This window comes from Celeribacter halophilus, assembly GCF_018860305.1.
Lineage (GTDB): Bacteria > Pseudomonadota > Alphaproteobacteria > Rhodobacterales > Rhodobacteraceae > Celeribacter > Celeribacter halophilus_A.
Window position 1 is genome coordinate 76,808 of sequence record NZ_JAHKPE010000030.1, and the last position, 16,667, is coordinate 93,474.

The window sequence follows — 16,667 nt, forward strand, 5'->3', positions numbered from 1 at the left end:
TGCCCCGAACCAAGGAGGCCTGACCTTGAAGCGGCTTTTGAACCTCTGCCCCTACACGCATCTCTGGCGGGCGGGCAAACGCGCGGTGATGGAGCGCAAACTGCCCGACTCCGCAAGGCCGGGGGCCTTTGTCACGCTATTGGGCCTGTTCTGCCCCTTTTTCTGGCTGGCGCTCTTCACCGGTGCCAGCCGGAGCGAACTGACCTTCCACGCCATCCATTCCGGTGTGGTGATGCTGATCGGCGTCATATTGCTGGTGATCGGGCTGGCGAAAGACCAAAGCGATCCCGAGCGCCGCGATCCGCCAGCATAACGCCATTCGCGCAGGGCACAGGAGCGGGTGCATTGCTGTTCCGTGCCCGCTCGGTTAGTTTTCGCACAGAGGATTTTCGATGGGGGACAAAATGGACGACCGCTATGTCGAAGCGCTAAAGGCCATTGCCGAGCCCCATCGTTTGCGGCTGTTCTGGCTTTTGCTGCAAGTCAACGAGCGCATCTGTGTGGCCGAGGCGATGGATGTGCTTGGCGAGACCCATTACAATATGTCGCGCAACCTGAAGATCCTGCTGAAAGCGGGGCTGGTGCGTGCCGAGAAAGACGGAAAATGGGTGTTCTATACCCTGAGCACCAAGGATGACGCCTTTCATCAAGGGCTTGTCGATGCGGTCCGGTCCATCCCCGCCAGCGAATTCACGGACGAGATCAAACGGTGCCGCCTGCGTCTGAGCCTGCGCGAAGACGGGCGTTGCGTGGTCGGGGCGGGAAGCGCGGAATGGGAAGAGGCCTGCCGCGCCGAGCAGGCGGAAGGCAACCCGCGACAGGACTGAGCCGCCGGTGTCCGAATTGGACACCGGCCCTCGTTCTTCTCACATATTCGGATAATTCGGCCCGTCTGCGCCTTGCGGCGTGGTCCATGTGATGTTCTGCGACGGGTCTTTGATGTCGCAGGTTTTACAATGGACGCAGTTCTGGAAGTTGATGACAAACTCCGGTTTGCCGTCTTTCTCCACCACCTCGTAGACGCCTGCGGGGCAGTAACGCTGTGCGGGCTCGTCAAACTTCGGCAGGTTGACCGAGATCGGCACATCGGCCTGCGCGAGTTTGAGGTGGCAGGGCTGGCTTTCCTCGTGGTTGGTGGCTGCGAAGGCGACGTTGGTCAGCCGGTCAAACGACAGCACGCCATCGGGTTTCGGGTAGTCGATCGGCTCGAACTTGTCGGCGGGGCCGGTGGCTTCCGCATCGCTCTTGCCGTGTTTGAGTGTGCCAAAGAAAGAGAAGCCGAACAGCGAATTAGTCCACATATCCAGCCCGCCAAAGGCCAGAGATCCCATGAGGCCGAGCTTGGCCCAGAGCGGTTTGACATTGCGCACGGGTTTGAGATCCTTGCCGACCGGTCCCTCGTGGATGGCGGTCTCGTAGGCGGTCAATTCGTCGCCCGCCCGCTCTGCCGCGATGGCACCGGCCGCGGCTTCTGCGGCCGCGATACCTGAGAGCATGGCGTTATGGTTGCCCTTGATGCGCGGCACGTTCACCATACCCGCCGAACAGCCGAGCAGCACACCGCCCGGAAAGCTCAGTTTCGGCAGCGACTGATAGCCGCCCTCGGAGATCGCGCGCGCGCCGTAAGCCACGCGTTTGCCGCCTTCCAGAAGATCGGCGATCATTGGGTGGTGTTTGAGGCGCTGGAATTCCATGTAGGGAAAGACATGCGGGTTTTCGTAGTTCAGGTGGGTCACAAGCCCGATAAAGACCTGATTGTTTTCCGCATGATAGATGAAGGAGCCGCCGCCCGCATTCTTGCCCAGAGGCCAGCCCATCGTGTGGCTCACGGTGCCTTCGCGGTGTTTCGCAGGGTCGATTTCCCAGATTTCCTTCATGCCGAGGCCGAATTTCTGCGGCTCCTTGCCGGCGGAGAGATCGAACTTGGCAATCACCTCCTTGCTCAGAGAGCCGCGCACGCCTTCGCCGAAGAAGACATATTTTCCGCGCAACTCCATGCCCGGCTCGTAATTCGCGCCGATAGAGCCATCCGGCTCGCGCCCGAACTCGCCCGCAACAACCCCTGCCACACGCGGGGAACCGTCCTCATCCGTGTCCCAGACGATCTGCGAGGCGGCCATGCCGGGAAAGATTTCAACCCCAAGCTCTTCGGCCTGTTCGGCCAGCCAACGGCAGACATTGCCCATCGAGACGATGTAATTGCCGTGGTTCGACATGAGTTTCGGCATCGGCCAGTTGGGAATGCGAACCTTGCCGGAAGCGCTCAGCATGTAGAAATTGTCTTCCTTGACCTCGGTGGTCACAGGCGCACCCTTGTCCTTCCAGTCGGGGAACAGGGTTGCCAGACCCACCGGATCAAGCACGGCGCCCGACAGGATATGCGCCCCCACTTCCGATCCTTTTTCCAACACCACGACCTCAAGTGCGGGGTCGATCTGTTTCAGCCGGATCGCCGCAGACAGGCCCGAAGGCCCCGCGCCGACGATCACGACATCATAGTCCATGGCTTCGCGTGTTATCTCGGTCACGGCTGGCTGTCCTTATGTGTCTGGTTTGAAGGGCAGGCCGCCCGACACGCGTGGGCGGCCTTGATGTGTTGTGTGTGGGGGCGGAGGGTGTGTTTTACCCTGCGCCCGCAGATGTGCGGGTGGTTGTGATCCAGCCCTCGCAAGTGTGCTTGGGCGGATTTAACCTGCGCCCGCAGGTTTGCGGGCGCGTTCGGCGCTTCCATCGCTCCACCGGAGCGATGGATCGGCCCCAAAGGGCCGACCGCGCCTCACCCCATTCTTTCCGAGCTATAGCTGCCCGGCGATGCCTGGAAGACCACCGTCTTGTTGCCGTTGAGGAACACGCGATGGTTGGCGTGGGCGTGGATGGCGCGGGCAAGCACCTGACTTTCCACGTCACGACCCAGCGAGACGTAATCTTCCGGACTTTGCGCATGGGTGACGCGGACGGTGTCCTGTTCGATGATCGGACCCTCATCCAGATCGGCGGTCACATAGTGAGAGGTCGCCCCGATCAGCTTCACGCCGCGCGCATAGGCCTGTTTGTAGGGGTTCGCGCCTTTGAACGAGGGCAGGAACGAGTGGTGGATGTTGATGATCCGCCCCGACATTTTCTGGCACATCTCGTCCGACAGGATCTGCATGTAACGCGCCAGAACGATCAGCTCGGCACCTGAATCCTCGACCACTTTCATGATCGCGGCTTCGGCTTCGGGCTTGTTCTCCTTGGTCACCTTGATGCAGTGGAAGGGAATGTCGTTATTCACCACAACCTTTTGATAATCCATGTGATTCGAGATCACCGCCACGATTTCAACCGGCAGCGCACCGATGCGCACGCGGTAGAGCAGGTCGTTCAGACAATGGCCGAAACGCGAGACCATGATGACCACTTTCATCTTCACGCTCTCGTCGTGGAAAGCGTAGGTCATGCCGAAGTCTTTGGCGATGGGGGCGAAGCTCTCTTCGATCTCGGCCAGATCAATGCCGGTTTCCGGCGTGAAGCTCACGCGCATGAAGAACTGGTCGGTTTGCGGGTCGTCGAATTGCGAACTGTCGGTGATGTTACACCCCATTTCGGCAAGCTTGCCGGAAATGGCTGCAACAATGCCGCGCTGGCGTGCGCAGGTGACGGTAAGACAGGAGTTGGTCATAGATACGGGGTCCTTATCAAACGCCCAGAAGCGTTGGTTCGGGGAAAGAGTGAAGATGGCAACAGGCGCTCAGCGTATTGGCCAGAAGACAGGCGATGGTCATCGGGCCGACACCGCCGGGCACAGGGGTGATGGCTCCGGCAACTTCGGAAACCTCGTCAAAACAGACATCGCCCACAAGACGGGTCTTGCCCTCGCCGCGTTCGGGCGCGGGGATGCGGTTGATGCCCACGTCGATCACAGTGGCACCGGGCTTGATCCATTCGGCTTTCACCAGCCCCGGCACACCAGCAGCCACCACAACGATGTCGGCCATCCGTGCCAGTTCGGGAATGTTGGTCGAGGACTTGTGCGCCACAATCACCGTGCAATCGGCATTGAGTAACAAGCGGCCCATCGGTTTGCCCACAATGTTGGAGTGGCCGATCACCAGCGCCGTCTTGCCGCGAAGATCAGGGTAGATCTGCGCCAGCATCATCATACAGCCGCGCGGCGTGCAGGGCACAATCGCGTCCTGTCCGGTGCCAACCATGCCGACATTGGTGGTGTGGAACCCGTCCACATCCTTATGCGGATCAATGGCGTTGATCACCAGCTTGCTGTCCAGATGCGCAGGCAGCGGCAGTTGCACGAGGATGCCATGCACTTCCGGATCGGAGTTGAGCCGTGTGATGAGGTTCAAAAGCTCCTCTTCGCTGGTGTCCTCGGAGAGCCGGTACTCGAAGGAGTTCATCCCCGCCTCGACAGTCTGCTTGCCCTTCGAGCGCACATAAACCTCGGAGGCCGGATCGTTGCCGACGAGGACAACGGCCAAGCCCGGGATTACCCCGTGCTCGGCTTTGATCTGTGCGACGACATCCTTGACGGAGCTGCGCAGGTCCGCTGCGAGCGCCTTGCCGTCGATGATCTGCGCTGTCATTTGAGCTTCTCCGTCATCTCGGGCACAGCGTCAAAGAGATCAGCGACAAGACCGAAATCGGCGACCTGGAAGATCGGCGCTTCTTCGTCCTTGTTGATCGCCACGATGATCTTCGAGTCCTTCATGCCGGCCAAGTGCTGGATGGCACCGGAGATGCCGCAGGCGATGTAGAGATCGGGGGCGACGACCTTGCCGGTCTGACCGACCTGTTTGTCGTTGGGCGCATAGCCGCTATCCACAGCCGCACGCGAGGCACCAACAGCCGCGTCCAGCGTATCGGCCAGACCTTCGATCAGTGCAAAGCTCTCTTCGGAGCCGACACCACGCCCGCCGGAAACCACGACTTCGGCCGAGGTCAGTTCGGGGCGGTCAGAGGTCACAACGCGGTCTTCGATCCACGAGGCCAGATCGCTTGCGGCGACCGGATCAAGTGTTTCGACCGGAGCCGAACCGGTAGACCCCGCGGCGTCGAAACCGGCGGTGCGAATGGTCAGCACCTTGACCGGATCGTTGGATTTGACGGTCTGGATCGCGTTGCCCGCATAGATCGGACGCGCAAACGTATCCGCGCTCTCGACAGCAACAACATCAGAGATCACCATCACATCCAGAAGCGCGGCCAGACGCGGGAAGGCGGCTTTGGCCGATGTGGTCGCAGGCGCCACGATATGGGTGAAACCCGGAACCAGAGAGAGCAGAAGATCGGTCAGCGCCTCGGGCATCTGGTGGCCGTAATCTGCGCCTTCGACATGCAGTACCTTGGCAACGCCATCAAGTGCAGCCAGCGGCGCGGGATCGACACCTTCGCCTGCGGCCAGAACCGTGATCGGCCCCAGAGCGGTTGCAGCCGCCACAGCTTTGGCCGTGGCATCAAGCGCGATATTTGCGCCGGAGATTTCAGCGACGAGAAGTACAGACATTAGGCCACCCCTGCTTCTTTGAGTTTGGAAATCAGCTCATCAACAGAGCCCACAATCTGACCTGCGGCCCGCGCGGCGGGCTCGTCGGTCTTGACCAGCTCAAGGCGCGGTGTGACATCCACGCCGTAATCCGCCGGAGTCATCTTTTCGAGCGGCTTTTTCTTGGCCTTCATGATGTTCGGCAAGGAGGCATAGCGCGGCTCGTTGAGACGCAGATCACAGGTCACGATGGCCGGAAGCTTGACTTCCACCACTTGCAGACCGCCATCCACTTCGCGGGTGACACGCGCGGTGCCGTCCGCGATTTCCAGTTCCGAGGCCGAAGTCGCCTGACCCCATCCCAGAAGCGCGGCCAGCATCTGACCCGTCGCGTTCATGTCATTGTCGATGGCCTGTTTGCCCGCGATCACCAGACCCGGCTCTTCGACTTCAACAACCTTGTCCAGAAGCTTTGCCACGGCCAGAGGCTCGATGTCCGTATGCACATCGTCCGCCGCCGTGATCAGGATGGCGCGATCCGCCCCCATAGCCAGCGCCGTGCGCAGCGCATCTTCCGACTTGGCAACCCCGATGGACACAGCCACCACTTCGGTCGCGATCCCTTTTTCCTTGAGACGCACGGCTTCTTCGACCGCGATCTCGTCGAAAGGGTTCATCGACATTTTTACATTCGCAAGATCGACACCGCTGCCGTCCGACTTCACACGGACCTTCACATTGTAATCAATCACGCGTTTCACAGGCACGAGAATTTTCATGTATTCATTTCCTTATGAGGGGGAGGAAGGTCCGCGCTTACGCGCGGATCCGTGCATATTCAGGGTCGTAGAGGTCCGGCTCGACCACTTTCGCTGCAATCGGCTCGCCGATCACTTCGACAAAGAGATCTGTACCGATGGGCGCGAAGTCGGGATCAACAAAGCCCATGGCGATGTTCTTGCCGGTCCGGTAGCCCCAGCCCCCAGAGGTGATCGTGCCGATACATTTGCCATCGGCATCCACGATGCTGTCGCCGCCTTGAGTCGGGGCATGGGTGCAGTCGATCACCATAGAGACAAAGTTCCGGCGCGGGCCTTCTTCCTTCATCTTGAGCAGGGCGTCCTTGCCGATGAAGGCGGGCTTGTCGAGTTTCACGAAACGGGACAGGTCGCTTTCCAACGGGTTGTATTCGGTGATGAGATCGGCCTTCCAGTGACGGTAGCCTTTTTCGAGACGCATGGAGTCCACTGCCATGCCACCGAAGAGTTTCATGCCGAATTCTTCGCCTGCTTTTCTCAGGGCAAGGTAGGCGGCATAGAGCTGGTTGTTCGGGACGTGGATTTCGTAGGCCAGTTCGCCCGAGAAGCTCACCGACATGACCACAGCAGGGGCGATGCCGATGAAGGCTTCGCGCACGGAGAGCCACGGGAAGGCCTCTTTCGACCAGTCGCCACGGGACACGGCAGAGAGGACATCACGGGATTTCGGCCCTGCGATCACGAGGATGGTGTAGTCGTTGGTCAGGGATTTGACCTGAACAGAGCCGTCTTCGGGCAGGTGTTTTTGCAGCCAGTCCATGTCGTGATATTCGGACGCCGCTGCCGAACCATACCAGATCTTGTCTTCGGAGAGGTTCGCAAGCGTGGCCTCGCCTTTGACATTGCCGTGGTGGTTCAACAGATAGGTCAGACCGACCTTGCCGACCTTTTTCGGCACGCGGCTACAGACAATCGTGTCCAGCCATTCGCGCGCGCCCGGACCGGTGATCTCGAACCGGTTGAACCCGTTCACCTCGGTCAGGCCGACAGAGGTCTGCACGGCTTTGACTTCTTCGGCGACCACGTCGAAAGTCTCGTTGAATTTGAAGCTGTAGGTCTGGTGGAAATCCGGTGTCGGTTTGATGAATTCCATCCGTTCCCAGCCGTTGACCACACCGAATTCCGCACCTTCTGCGGCCAGCACGGGGGTGATCGGCGTGGTTTTCGCCGGACGGCCCGCGGGGCGGTGTTCGTGCGGGAAGTGGAAGCGGAATTCGTTCTGGTAGTCCTCGATGGCTTTAAGCGCCGTGAGTTCCACATTGGCGTGACCGGTGAAGCGGCGCGGGTCGATAACCCATGTGTCGTAGCAGGCTTCGCCATGCACGATCTGTTGCGCCAGAAGCCAGCCGTGACCGCCACCTTCACCAAGACCTGCGCGCAGGCCGATGATGCAGAAGGCGTTGCGCTTGCCGGGGATCGGGCCGACGAGCGGGGCACCGTCGATGGTGTAGGTGATCGGGCCGTTGACGATGGAGTGGATGCCCACTTCGGTCAGCGCCGGCATACGTTCGAAAGCGCCTTCCAGCACATCCATCACGCGGTCCAGATCGTCGGGGCACAGGGCGTTGACAAAGTTCGGGTCGATCCCGTCCATGCCCCAAGTCTTACAATCCTGCTCATAGAAGCCCACGAGCAGACCGTTTTTCTCCTGACGGCAGTAGTAGTCGCTGATCGGGCAGCGCAGAAGCGGCATCCGGAAATCGGACTCTTCGATAGCCTTGATCGGCTCGGTCAGGAAATACTGGTGCTCCATGGAAGCAACAGGGTGGTGCACACCCATCATCGCGCCTACTTCGTTCACGCGGTAGCCACAGGCGTTGACCACGATGTCACAATCGATGTCGCCATGTTCCGTGTGGACGGTCCATGTGTCATCCTTGTGCTGGGTCAGACCGGTCACCGGCGTGTTGCGGTAGACTTCCGCACCGGCCAGACGCGCACGACGCGCCAGGGCCTGACAGAGCTGCGCAGGGTCGATGTCACCGTCGAGCGGATCCCAAAGACCGCCCAAGAGGTTGTCGGTGGACACCAGCGGGTGACGACGCGCACATTCTTCGGCGTCGATCAGTTCGAAATCCACGCCCATGCCTTTGGCGACGCTGATGAAATGGCGGTAGCCTTCCATCTGCTCTTCGGTGTTGGCAAGGCGGATACCGCCATCTGCGTGGTGGTAGTTGATCGGATACTCGGGATCTTCCGACAGCTCTTTATAGAGCGCGATGGAGTGGGACTTCAGCCCGACCATTGTCTGCGTGGCACCGAAGTTGGTGACCTGTGCCGCAGAGTGCCAAGTGGTGCCCGAGGTCAATTCGTTGCGTTCGACCAGAACGACATCCGTCCAACCTTCCTGCGTCAGGTGGTATAGCGTGGAACAGCCAGCAATACCGCCACCGATAACAACAACTTTCGTTCGCGTCTTCATATCGACCTCATGTGGAAAAATTCTTTCTTCACGCTAAATCGTCCTGCCCGATTTGGGTCAATTGATTAAAATGTAAGTTCAGGAAAACAGAACGGGCAAAAAATGAATTGCGAACATGCCGGAAAGGTAGGCGAGATGGTGAAATCTCTTTGTTTCTTGTGTTTTTAGGGGTTTAATGGATATTGTTCGGTCAGTCCCACGAAAATGGCGCGGCAGAATACAGTGCCTGAAATACAGGCATTTTGAAAATTGGCCCGTTTCGGGTTCATCAAACAAGAATAGGGTGTGACAGGATAAATGGCAGAGTCGACTCAATCATCGCGGGTTTTGACGGAGTTCTCGGACCGGCTGACCCTGCGCGGGCTGCGGGTGTTCATCGCTTTGGAAGAGGTGCGTTCGGTGGCCGAAGCGGCCAAGGTTCTGGGGCTGAGCAAATCCAATGTGTCGCAAAACATCACCACTTTGGAACAGAACCTCGGGACCAAGCTTTTCGACCGCAAGCAAAAGCCGATTTCCCTCACACCGGCGGGGCATGTACTGAGCCTGCACGCGCATCGCATCATGGCGATGGTCTCGGCGGCGGAGGCCTCTCTGGCCGAATTCAATGTCGACAGCCTGCCGGTTCTGAACTTTGCCATTATCGATGATCTGGACGCCTCTTTGGCCCCCGTCATGGCGACCGCCCTGCAATCGCATCTGGCCAACAGCTATATCTGCACCTTCTCGGGCCGCTCCGATCAGGTTACATCGCGGCTCATCTCAAGGGCAGCCGATATTGCGGTGACGGCCAGTATTCCGACCGACATCCACAAATTCCACATTCAGGAACTCTACCGCGAACAATTCGTTCTGGTCACGGCGCGGAGCAAATACCGCCCCTCCGATGACTGGCGCGCAACGCTTTCGCAACTGCCCTTTGTGCAATATTCCGATGCCATGCCCGTGGGCCAGCTTGTCGCCACGCACCTCAAGCGCATCGGTTTCGACGTGCCGCGCCGCTTTGCCTTCGAGACCAGCCGCTCGGTGATTGCCACGGTCGCGCGGGCCGGTGGCTGGACGCTGGCCACACCGCTGAGCATCCTCGACGCCAGCCGCTTTCGTCAGGATGTGGACATCTATCCGCTGCCGTTTACGGGGCTGTCCCGCCCGATCTATCTCATCAGCCGGATGAACGAATTGGGCGCATTGCCGGACATTCTGGCCAAACAATTCCGCACCCTGCTGCAAAACGAGTTGTTTCCGGAATTTTCCAGAACCGCGCCAAATGTGGCCGATGCTTTGGAAGTGCACGACCTGCCATAACGGGGCAGGGCGTCACGGTGTGCCCAAAGCCTGCGCCACCGGCAAGCAAACATGACAAAACAAAAACGGCAGCCCCGTCAGGCTGCCGTTTGCTGTTCCATGAGATGCGAAAGGGGCGTTAGCTGCGGCCCTTCCACGGCACCAGCCAGGCTTCGGCCTTGCGCATCAGGATGTCGATGCCAAAGCCGATCAGACCGATCAGCACGATCCCCATAAGCACGATATCCGTCGCCTGAAACTTGGAGGCGGCCACGATCATCTTGCCCGCGCCTTTTTCCGCAGCGACCAGCTCGGCGGCCACAACGGTCCCCCAGCAGACCCCCATTGCCACCCGTGCACCGGTGAAGATTTCCGGCAGGGAGTTGGGCACAATCACATGGCGCAGGATTTGCCATTTGCTCGCGCCCAGCGAATAGGCGGCCTGCACTTTGGTGATGTTGACGCCGGACACACCGGCCCGCGCCGAGATGATCATCACCCAGAGCGCCGCGAGGAACAGCAGCACGATCTTGCCGCTTTCTCCGATGCCGAACCAGATAATCACCAGAGGAATCAGCGCCAGCGGAGGCACCGGACGCATGAATTCGACGATGGGATCAAACCAGCCACGTGCCCAGCCTGACAGGCCCATGGCATAACCCAAGGGAATGCCCACGAGAGAGCCAAGCACGAAGCCCGCGAACACCCGCCACAAGGACCAGCCGACATGTTCAAACAGCGAGACGTTCTGATACCCGTCCGTGGCGATTTCCCAGAAGCGCGAGAAGACGGATTCAGGGGAGGGCAGCCAGATCGGCTCCATCTGCCAACCGGCATCGGGGGAGAAGTTCAAAGAGCCTTTGGCGGTCATGGTCACGTCACCGTGGGGCACTTTGACCGTTTCGCCTGCGGCAATGGGTTTGCCTTCGATGGCGACGATCTTGGCGTCCTCGCCGTCATTGGCCTGCGCACGGATGAGGACAGAGCGCCATTCCGCCACGGTGGCCGTGTCGCCTTGGGCAAAGCCGCTGGCGGCAGGCGCTTCGGGCGCCTCGACCTTTTCACCCGCCTCATGCACGATCACATTGACCGTAGCCTGTGCGGTTTCACCGGCGGGGTTCTCGGAGGTGTAGGTAAAACTTGTTTCCCCCTTGAACGGTCCGGGCATGTGGATCGGCACCAGTTTGGAATCCGTGAAAGCGCCCCAAACCAGAAAGATCATCACAACCGAAATAATCGACGCCGCCCGATCCGGCATGACCGCGCTTTCATCCCCGAAGGTCACGGTCTTGAGCGAGGTGAAATCGGTGGTCTTGCTCATGAAGGTGCGGGCCATTTTCACGAGGACATAGGCCCCGAGAAACAGCCCCACATAGATCAATAGAACGATAATACCAGACATGTTCAGCTCTCCGCTCCGCCCATGATTTCTTCTTCCATTTCCCAGATCATCTGGAGAATTTCTTTCTTGGTCGCGCCGAACTCGGGGGCATCCTTGACCGCTCTGAGATCGGCACCCACAGCCTTGTCGGCAAAAGGCAGGTTGTATTCCTTGAAAATCCGGCCCGGACGCGGGGCCATCACCAACAGGCGTTCGCCCAGCAACAGCGCCTCGTCCACCGAGTGGGTGATGAGGATGATCGTCTTGCCGGTCTTCTTCCAGAGATCGAGCACAAGACCCTGCATCTTCTCGCGGGTCAGCGCATCAAGCGCGCCCAGAGGTTCGTCCATCAGGATCACATCAGGATCATTGGCCAGACACCGCGCCAGAGCGACCCGCTGCTGCATCCCGCCGGAGAGTTCGTAAACCGCCTTGTCCTTGAAATCATGCAGACCCACGGTGTCGAGCAGGTTCTCGACAATCGTGTTGCGTTCGGTCTCTTCCATCTTTTTCATACGCGGGCCGAATTCCACGTTATGGCGCACGCTCATCCATTCGAACAACGCGCCTTTCTGGAACACCATGCCGCGCTCGGCACCGGGGCCGGTCACTTCCTTGCCGTCGAGGGTCACAGAACCCGAGGTCGGGGCCAGAAATCCCGCGAGAATGTTCAAGAGGGTGGATTTGCCACATCCCGAAGGGCCAAGGACGGAGAGAAGCTCGCCCTCTTTCAATTCGAGTGAAACGTCTTGCAAAGCCTGAACGTGCGAGCCGTCCGGCAATTCAAAACGCATGGAAATGTTATTGATTGTCAGAGCGCCCATGCGGGGTCTCCCTGTCCATGATGGTTTGTTGGAAGGATGCGCATACGGCGCAAGTCACGCCGTATGCTCTGTTCAATGTCGAGACGATTATTCGATCGCTTCGAGCGGACCGAGGGCAATCGTGCCTTCATAGCTTTCAAGAGCCGAAGGGATCGCGCCGGATTCGACGAAGACATCCGCAACGCCCTTCATGTAGCTGGCTGCCGTGCCGCCAAGCCATTTCTCGGAAATCTGCTCTTCGATGGAGGGGAAGGTAAAGCCGGAGATCGACGCCAGAGCGGCCTCTTCGTCCATGCCGGATTCCATCGCGATTTTTGTCAGCATCTCTGCGGGATGGGATTCGTTCCATGTCGCATTGGCTTCGGCTGTGACGGAGAGGAAGGTCGAGACCAGCTCTTCGTTTTCGACGACGAAATCGGAAGGCGCCGAAGTGACGTCAAAGACCAGAATGCCGAGTTCCTCTTTTTCCGCGCCGGTCAAAAGGATGTTGCCGTGCTCTTTCATGCGCGTCAGACCACCGCCATAGCCGCAGGCGAAATCAACAGAACCCTGCGCCAGAGCCGCAGCCCCGTCGGTCGGTGCCATGTCGACGATTTCAAGGGTGGAGATATCGACGCCGAAGTGGTCCATCTGTTTGAGGAAGCCGTAATGCGACGCGGTGCCGAGCGGCACGGCGACTTTCTTGCCGGCCAGTTCTCCGGCGCTGTCCTTGTCGATTTCAAGCTCGGTGGCCACAACACAGTTGTCGTTTTCCGAGTAGCTCACCGCTACGTCGATCATCTGCAACGGTTGACCGGAGGACACGGCAACCACGAAGGGCGGCACACCCTGGCTGATGGAGATTTGCACATCGCCGGAGGCCATCGCGGCGGACATTGCGGTACCGGTCTCGAAGCTGACCCAGTTCACATCCATGCCAAGCGCTTCTGCATAGGCACCATCGGCTTTGGCGGCGAGGAACGGCATGGGCCATTCGAGGAAGTAACCAACGGTCAGGCTGTCCTGTGCAACGGCGGGAGTGGCAGCGGCAAAGCTGGCCAGTGCAATGGCGGATACGCCCAAGAGCGGTTTCATAAAATTGGTCATTCAGTTCTCCTTGTTGGGGTCGGACATCTCTATCGTGTCCGGTTTTTGTAATCGTTGGATCCGGTTCCGTATGTCGGCGTCTGCGCGACGTGTCTGATCAAGATCGGATGTGCGGTCCTTCTTCTGGGGTAGATGATACCCGGTTTTGGTGCGCACCCCTGAGCAATTTCTTTCGGGGCGGGCAGATATACAGGTCATACTCGTTACAAAATCTAAAGGTCGCGGGATCGAGGCGGTCAATTCAGCCATGTTACCGTTCATAAAATCAGAACGAAAGAACCTGTAAAGCTGAACGGTTGATCGGAGGGACTTATGCGGAAATTCGTGGATTGTCTTTTTATTTTAATATCTTAGAGGTGATTTCCTGTGGTGTCCGTTTGGTTTTCCGTAAATTTCCCTGCCCAGAAATCAAGCGTTTCGAAAATGCCCGACACTTGTCCGACAGAATTCCGACGCATATCCGACCGGTATTTTGGGCTTTTGTTGCGGGGTGTGACGGCCGGAACAGGGGAGGCATTCCGACCGCCACGAGGCGCACCGATCCGACCGCAGAGACTGCGCGGTCCAAGATCTCGGTGATCTGTAAATGCCCGTTGAGGCCCGTCGGCGGCGCAGGCGGTTGGCACCGTTTGAGCAAAGGAATTGTAAGGGCGTTGACAGGGCATGTGACCATTCTGTGTGCGTTGGTTTTCCGGACCCCTGCCTGAGCGTCACTGGCCCACACAGAGCCAGTTTCGGAGTTTGAATTGGGCCAGTTTACCGCCGGATCGCCAAACGGCTTGCATCAACCGGAAAATGATCGCAGCCTTAGGGCCACACAAATGTGCCGCCTCACTGCACCCACTGTCACAGGGTCAAACCCGTGCAAGCGAGGCCGCCCGCGTTCCAACCTGTTCACCTATGAGGCCCGCCATTCATTCGCTGCCAATTTCCATCGACCGCGTCAGCAAGGAACCGATCCAGAGCCAGCTGCGCCGTGGCATCATCACGGCCATCGGCACGGGCCAGTTGGCACCGGGGCAGAAGATGCTTTCGACACGGCTTTTGGCCGACCAGTTGGGCATTGCGCGCAACACGGTTTCGGCGGTGTTCGAGGAGCTTATGGCTCGCGGTTATCTGGAGGCCCGCCCCCGTCGCGGCTACTTCGTCAGCGACAGCAAACCGCCGGTCACGGATCGGGTGGATTCGTCGGTCACACTCGATTGGGAAAGCCGTCTGAACCATCATCCTTCGCGCCTGAATCATATCCGTAAGTCATTGAATTGGCATGATTATAAATATCCGTTCATCTATGGGCAGGTGGACCCCGGACTGTTCCCTTTGAACGCATGGCGGACCTCGTCGCGTGACATGTTGGGGCGGGCCTCTGTGGACTGGTGGGGGGCGGATCGCGCGGTGGATGACGACCCCATGTTGATCGAGCAGATCCAGACTCAGGTACTACCGGATCGCGGCATCTATGCCCGGCCTGAAGAGGTCATGATCACCTTGGGCGCACAGGAGGGTTTATACCTCATTTCGCAACTGCTTTCGGGGGCCGGAAAGCGGGTGGGATGCGAGATGCCGGGCTATCCGGATTCACGGTTCATCTTCGATCTTTCAGGGGCGGAAATCGTGCCTTTGGACCTCGACACAGAGGGGGCTGTGATCCCCTCGAATGCGGGTTTGGATCTGGCGGTTTTGACCCCCGGCGCGCATTGTCCGTCCATGACCGTGATGTCGGATTCCCGCCGGAACGAGACCCTCGCGCTGGCGGAAAAAGAGGATTTTCTGATCGTCGAGGACGATTATGAGGGGGATATTTCCTTCGCCAAAGACCTTGCCTTAAAATCACGCGACAAAGAGGGCCGTGTGCTATATTTGGGCACTTTGTCTAAAGTTTTGGCACCCGGTGTACGACTCGGCTACATCGTGGCACCGGCCCCCGTCATCCGTGAAGCACGGTGGTTGCGCCGACTGATTCACCGCTCGGCACCGCTCAACAACCAACGCGCCGCCGCCATCTTTCTGGCCGAAGGGCATTACCGCAATCTGGTCCGCAAATTGCGCAGCACCTATCAGGCGCGCTGGGAAACGGTGATGGAACATCTGCCCGACCTGATGCCCGGTTTCCGCGCCCCCGACCCCTGCCATCCCGGCCGAAGCGTCTGGCTGGAATGCCCCGAAGGAGTGGACGCACATCAGCTTTTGCAAGAGGCTATGGCGCAGGGCATCCTGTTCGAAAGCGGCGATCCCTTTGTGGACCCGAGTCAGAGCGGACGTTTTTTCCGGCTGGGCCTCTCCGTCATCGAAACGCATACGATTGTGCCCGGTATGCGCAAACTCGGAGAAATCGCCGCGCGTATATAGACGTCTGCGAGCAAGAGGCGTTAAGAGAACAAGGCCGCGCGGGTCGTCCCGTTGTCTGGCCCAATGAATATACCCTCACTGGCCCGATCCTGACTTGAGCCCCTGCGCTAAAGAAGGACGATTCGCATTTGGAGCACCGCACATGACCGTTATGATAGTTCTCTTTGTTGGTATTGCTGTTCTGTTTTCCTCTTTCATTCGTGGCATTGCGGGGTTCGGTTTCGCGATTGTGGCCGTGCCGGTCATGTCGCTGGTCCTGCCGCCGCTGCAAGCCGTCACGCTCGCAGTTCTGGCGCAGTTGATCGTGGGCTTTCATGATGTCTATGCGCTGCGCCAAGACATTCACAAACCGTCTGTACTGCGTCTGGCGATCGGCTCTCTGATCGGAACGCCCATCGGAATCTATGCGCTGGCGGTTCTCTCGCCGGATGCCGCGCGCGTGCTGATTTCCGTGGCGGTCATGCTCGGGCTTTTGCTTTTGCTGCGCTACAAACCCGCCGAGCCGCGCCCAAGCGGACATCTCGCGGCGGTGACAGGTGTTGCTTCGGGGGTGTTCTCCGGTCTGGCCGCCATGCCTGGGCCGCCGGCTGTGGCCTACTATCTCGGAGTAGGGATGCCCGCAAAAGAAACCCGTGCCTCTTTGCTGATCTTCTTTTTCTTCTCGTCCCTGATCGCCACGCCGGGGTTGGCCATGGCAGGTGCGATTGATCTTCATATGCTTGTGCTTGTGGTCGTGTCTGTGCCGGGGCTGATCTTTGGAACATGGCTGGGCACAGAGGCGTTCAAGCGGCTCGGCTCGGATCAATATCGGAAAATCGCAATCGGTGTGATGGCCGTGGCGGCAGTGCTTTCCGGCTGGCGCGGGTTGTCTGCCTACCTCTGAGCGAGACCTCAATCATGAATTGAAACGGCCTTGGCACATGTTGTCGAGGCCGTTTGCGTGTTTTTCATACGCATTTTGCCCTGCGTTTTGCCCAAAAAATATACATTTATTGTTTTGCGTGAAATTTTAGACCGAATTTTCATG

14 protein-coding genes are annotated in these 16,667 nt (G+C 58.9%); 5 read left to right on the forward strand and 9 right to left on the reverse strand.

Translation table 11 applies throughout. From position 1 onward, the window contains the following. Positions 1–25 precede the first annotated feature (25 nt). The gene (locus KO492_RS11505) at positions 26–313 is read left to right on the forward strand and encodes a hypothetical protein (RefSeq protein ID WP_216045086.1); all 288 of its coding nucleotides are present in this window, start codon (positions 26–28) and stop codon (positions 311–313) included. 79 nt (positions 314–392) lie between these two features. Then, positions 393–827, forward strand: a complete 435-nt coding sequence (locus tag KO492_RS11510) for an ArsR/SmtB family transcription factor (protein ID WP_216045087.1) — start codon at positions 393–395, stop codon at positions 825–827. 39 nt (positions 828–866) lie between these two features. Here KO492_RS11510 and KO492_RS11515 read toward each other — a convergent pair whose 3' ends face one another. From KO492_RS11515 to KO492_RS11540, 6 genes are all read right to left on the reverse strand, one after another. Beyond that, positions 867–2,528, reverse strand: a complete 1,662-nt coding sequence (locus KO492_RS11515; protein ID WP_216045088.1) for an electron transfer flavoprotein-ubiquinone oxidoreductase — start codon at positions 2,526–2,528, stop codon at positions 867–869. Between the two features lie 248 nt (positions 2,529–2,776). After that, positions 2,777–3,661 (reverse strand): formyltetrahydrofolate deformylase, encoded by an 885-nt coding sequence (purU, locus tag KO492_RS11520; RefSeq protein WP_066602080.1) that lies wholly within the window; start codon positions 3,659–3,661, stop codon positions 2,777–2,779. A 16-nt stretch (positions 3,662–3,677) separates the two neighbouring features. Next, a complete protein-coding gene (gene folD, locus KO492_RS11525) occupies positions 3,678–4,580 on the reverse strand; it encodes a bifunctional methylenetetrahydrofolate dehydrogenase/methenyltetrahydrofolate cyclohydrolase FolD (protein WP_066602078.1) in 903 nt (300 codons plus the stop codon). Next, complete coding sequence (locus tag KO492_RS11530; RefSeq protein WP_216045089.1) at positions 4,577–5,500, reverse strand: electron transfer flavoprotein subunit alpha/FixB family protein; 924 nt, start codon at positions 5,498–5,500, stop codon at positions 4,577–4,579. Before KO492_RS11530 ends, folD begins: the two co-directional genes overlap by 4 nt. Beyond that, positions 5,500–6,258: an electron transfer flavoprotein subunit beta/FixA family protein gene (locus tag KO492_RS11535; protein WP_216045090.1), complete on the reverse strand. Its 759-nt coding sequence runs from the start codon at positions 6,256–6,258 to the stop codon at positions 5,500–5,502. Before KO492_RS11535 ends, KO492_RS11530 begins: the two co-directional genes overlap by 1 nt. Before the next feature lie 37 nt (positions 6,259–6,295). Beyond that, positions 6,296–8,719 carry a GcvT family protein gene (locus KO492_RS11540; RefSeq protein WP_216045091.1) on the reverse strand — a complete coding sequence of 808 codons (2,424 nt, stop codon included), beginning with the start codon at positions 8,717–8,719 and terminating at the stop codon, positions 6,296–6,298. A gap of 297 nt (positions 8,720–9,016) precedes the next feature. Between KO492_RS11540 and KO492_RS11545 the strand changes: the two genes are divergently transcribed. Then, on the forward strand, positions 9,017–10,021 hold the full coding sequence (locus tag KO492_RS11545; RefSeq protein WP_216045092.1) for a LysR family transcriptional regulator: 1,005 nt from the start codon (positions 9,017–9,019) through the stop codon (positions 10,019–10,021). Positions 10,022–10,139: 118 nt separating this feature from the next. Here KO492_RS11545 and KO492_RS11550 read toward each other — a convergent pair whose 3' ends face one another. The 3 genes from KO492_RS11550 to KO492_RS11560 form a co-directional block, all read right to left on the reverse strand. Further along, complete coding sequence (locus KO492_RS11550; RefSeq protein WP_216045147.1) at positions 10,140–11,393, reverse strand: ABC transporter permease; 1,254 nt, start codon at positions 11,391–11,393, stop codon at positions 10,140–10,142. Between the two features lie 11 nt (positions 11,394–11,404). Then, positions 11,405–12,205, reverse strand: coding sequence for a taurine ABC transporter ATP-binding protein (locus tag KO492_RS11555; protein WP_216045093.1), 801 nt, complete (start codon positions 12,203–12,205; stop codon positions 11,405–11,407). Between the two features lie 87 nt (positions 12,206–12,292). After that, entirely contained in the window at positions 12,293–13,291 is a 999-nt protein-coding gene (locus tag KO492_RS11560) for a taurine ABC transporter substrate-binding protein (protein ID WP_252735501.1), read from the reverse strand. A gap of 900 nt (positions 13,292–14,191) precedes the next feature. Here KO492_RS11560 and KO492_RS11565 point away from each other — a divergent pair. Both KO492_RS11565 and KO492_RS11570 read left to right on the forward strand, forming a co-directional pair. Beyond that, on the forward strand, positions 14,192–15,640 hold the full coding sequence (locus KO492_RS11565) for a PLP-dependent aminotransferase family protein (RefSeq protein WP_252735502.1): 1,449 nt from the start codon (positions 14,192–14,194) through the stop codon (positions 15,638–15,640). Positions 15,641–15,782: 142 nt separating this feature from the next. Beyond that, positions 15,783–16,523, forward strand: coding sequence for a sulfite exporter TauE/SafE family protein (locus tag KO492_RS11570; RefSeq protein ID WP_216045094.1), 741 nt, complete (start codon positions 15,783–15,785; stop codon positions 16,521–16,523). The last annotated feature ends 144 nt before the right edge of the window (positions 16,524–16,667 follow it).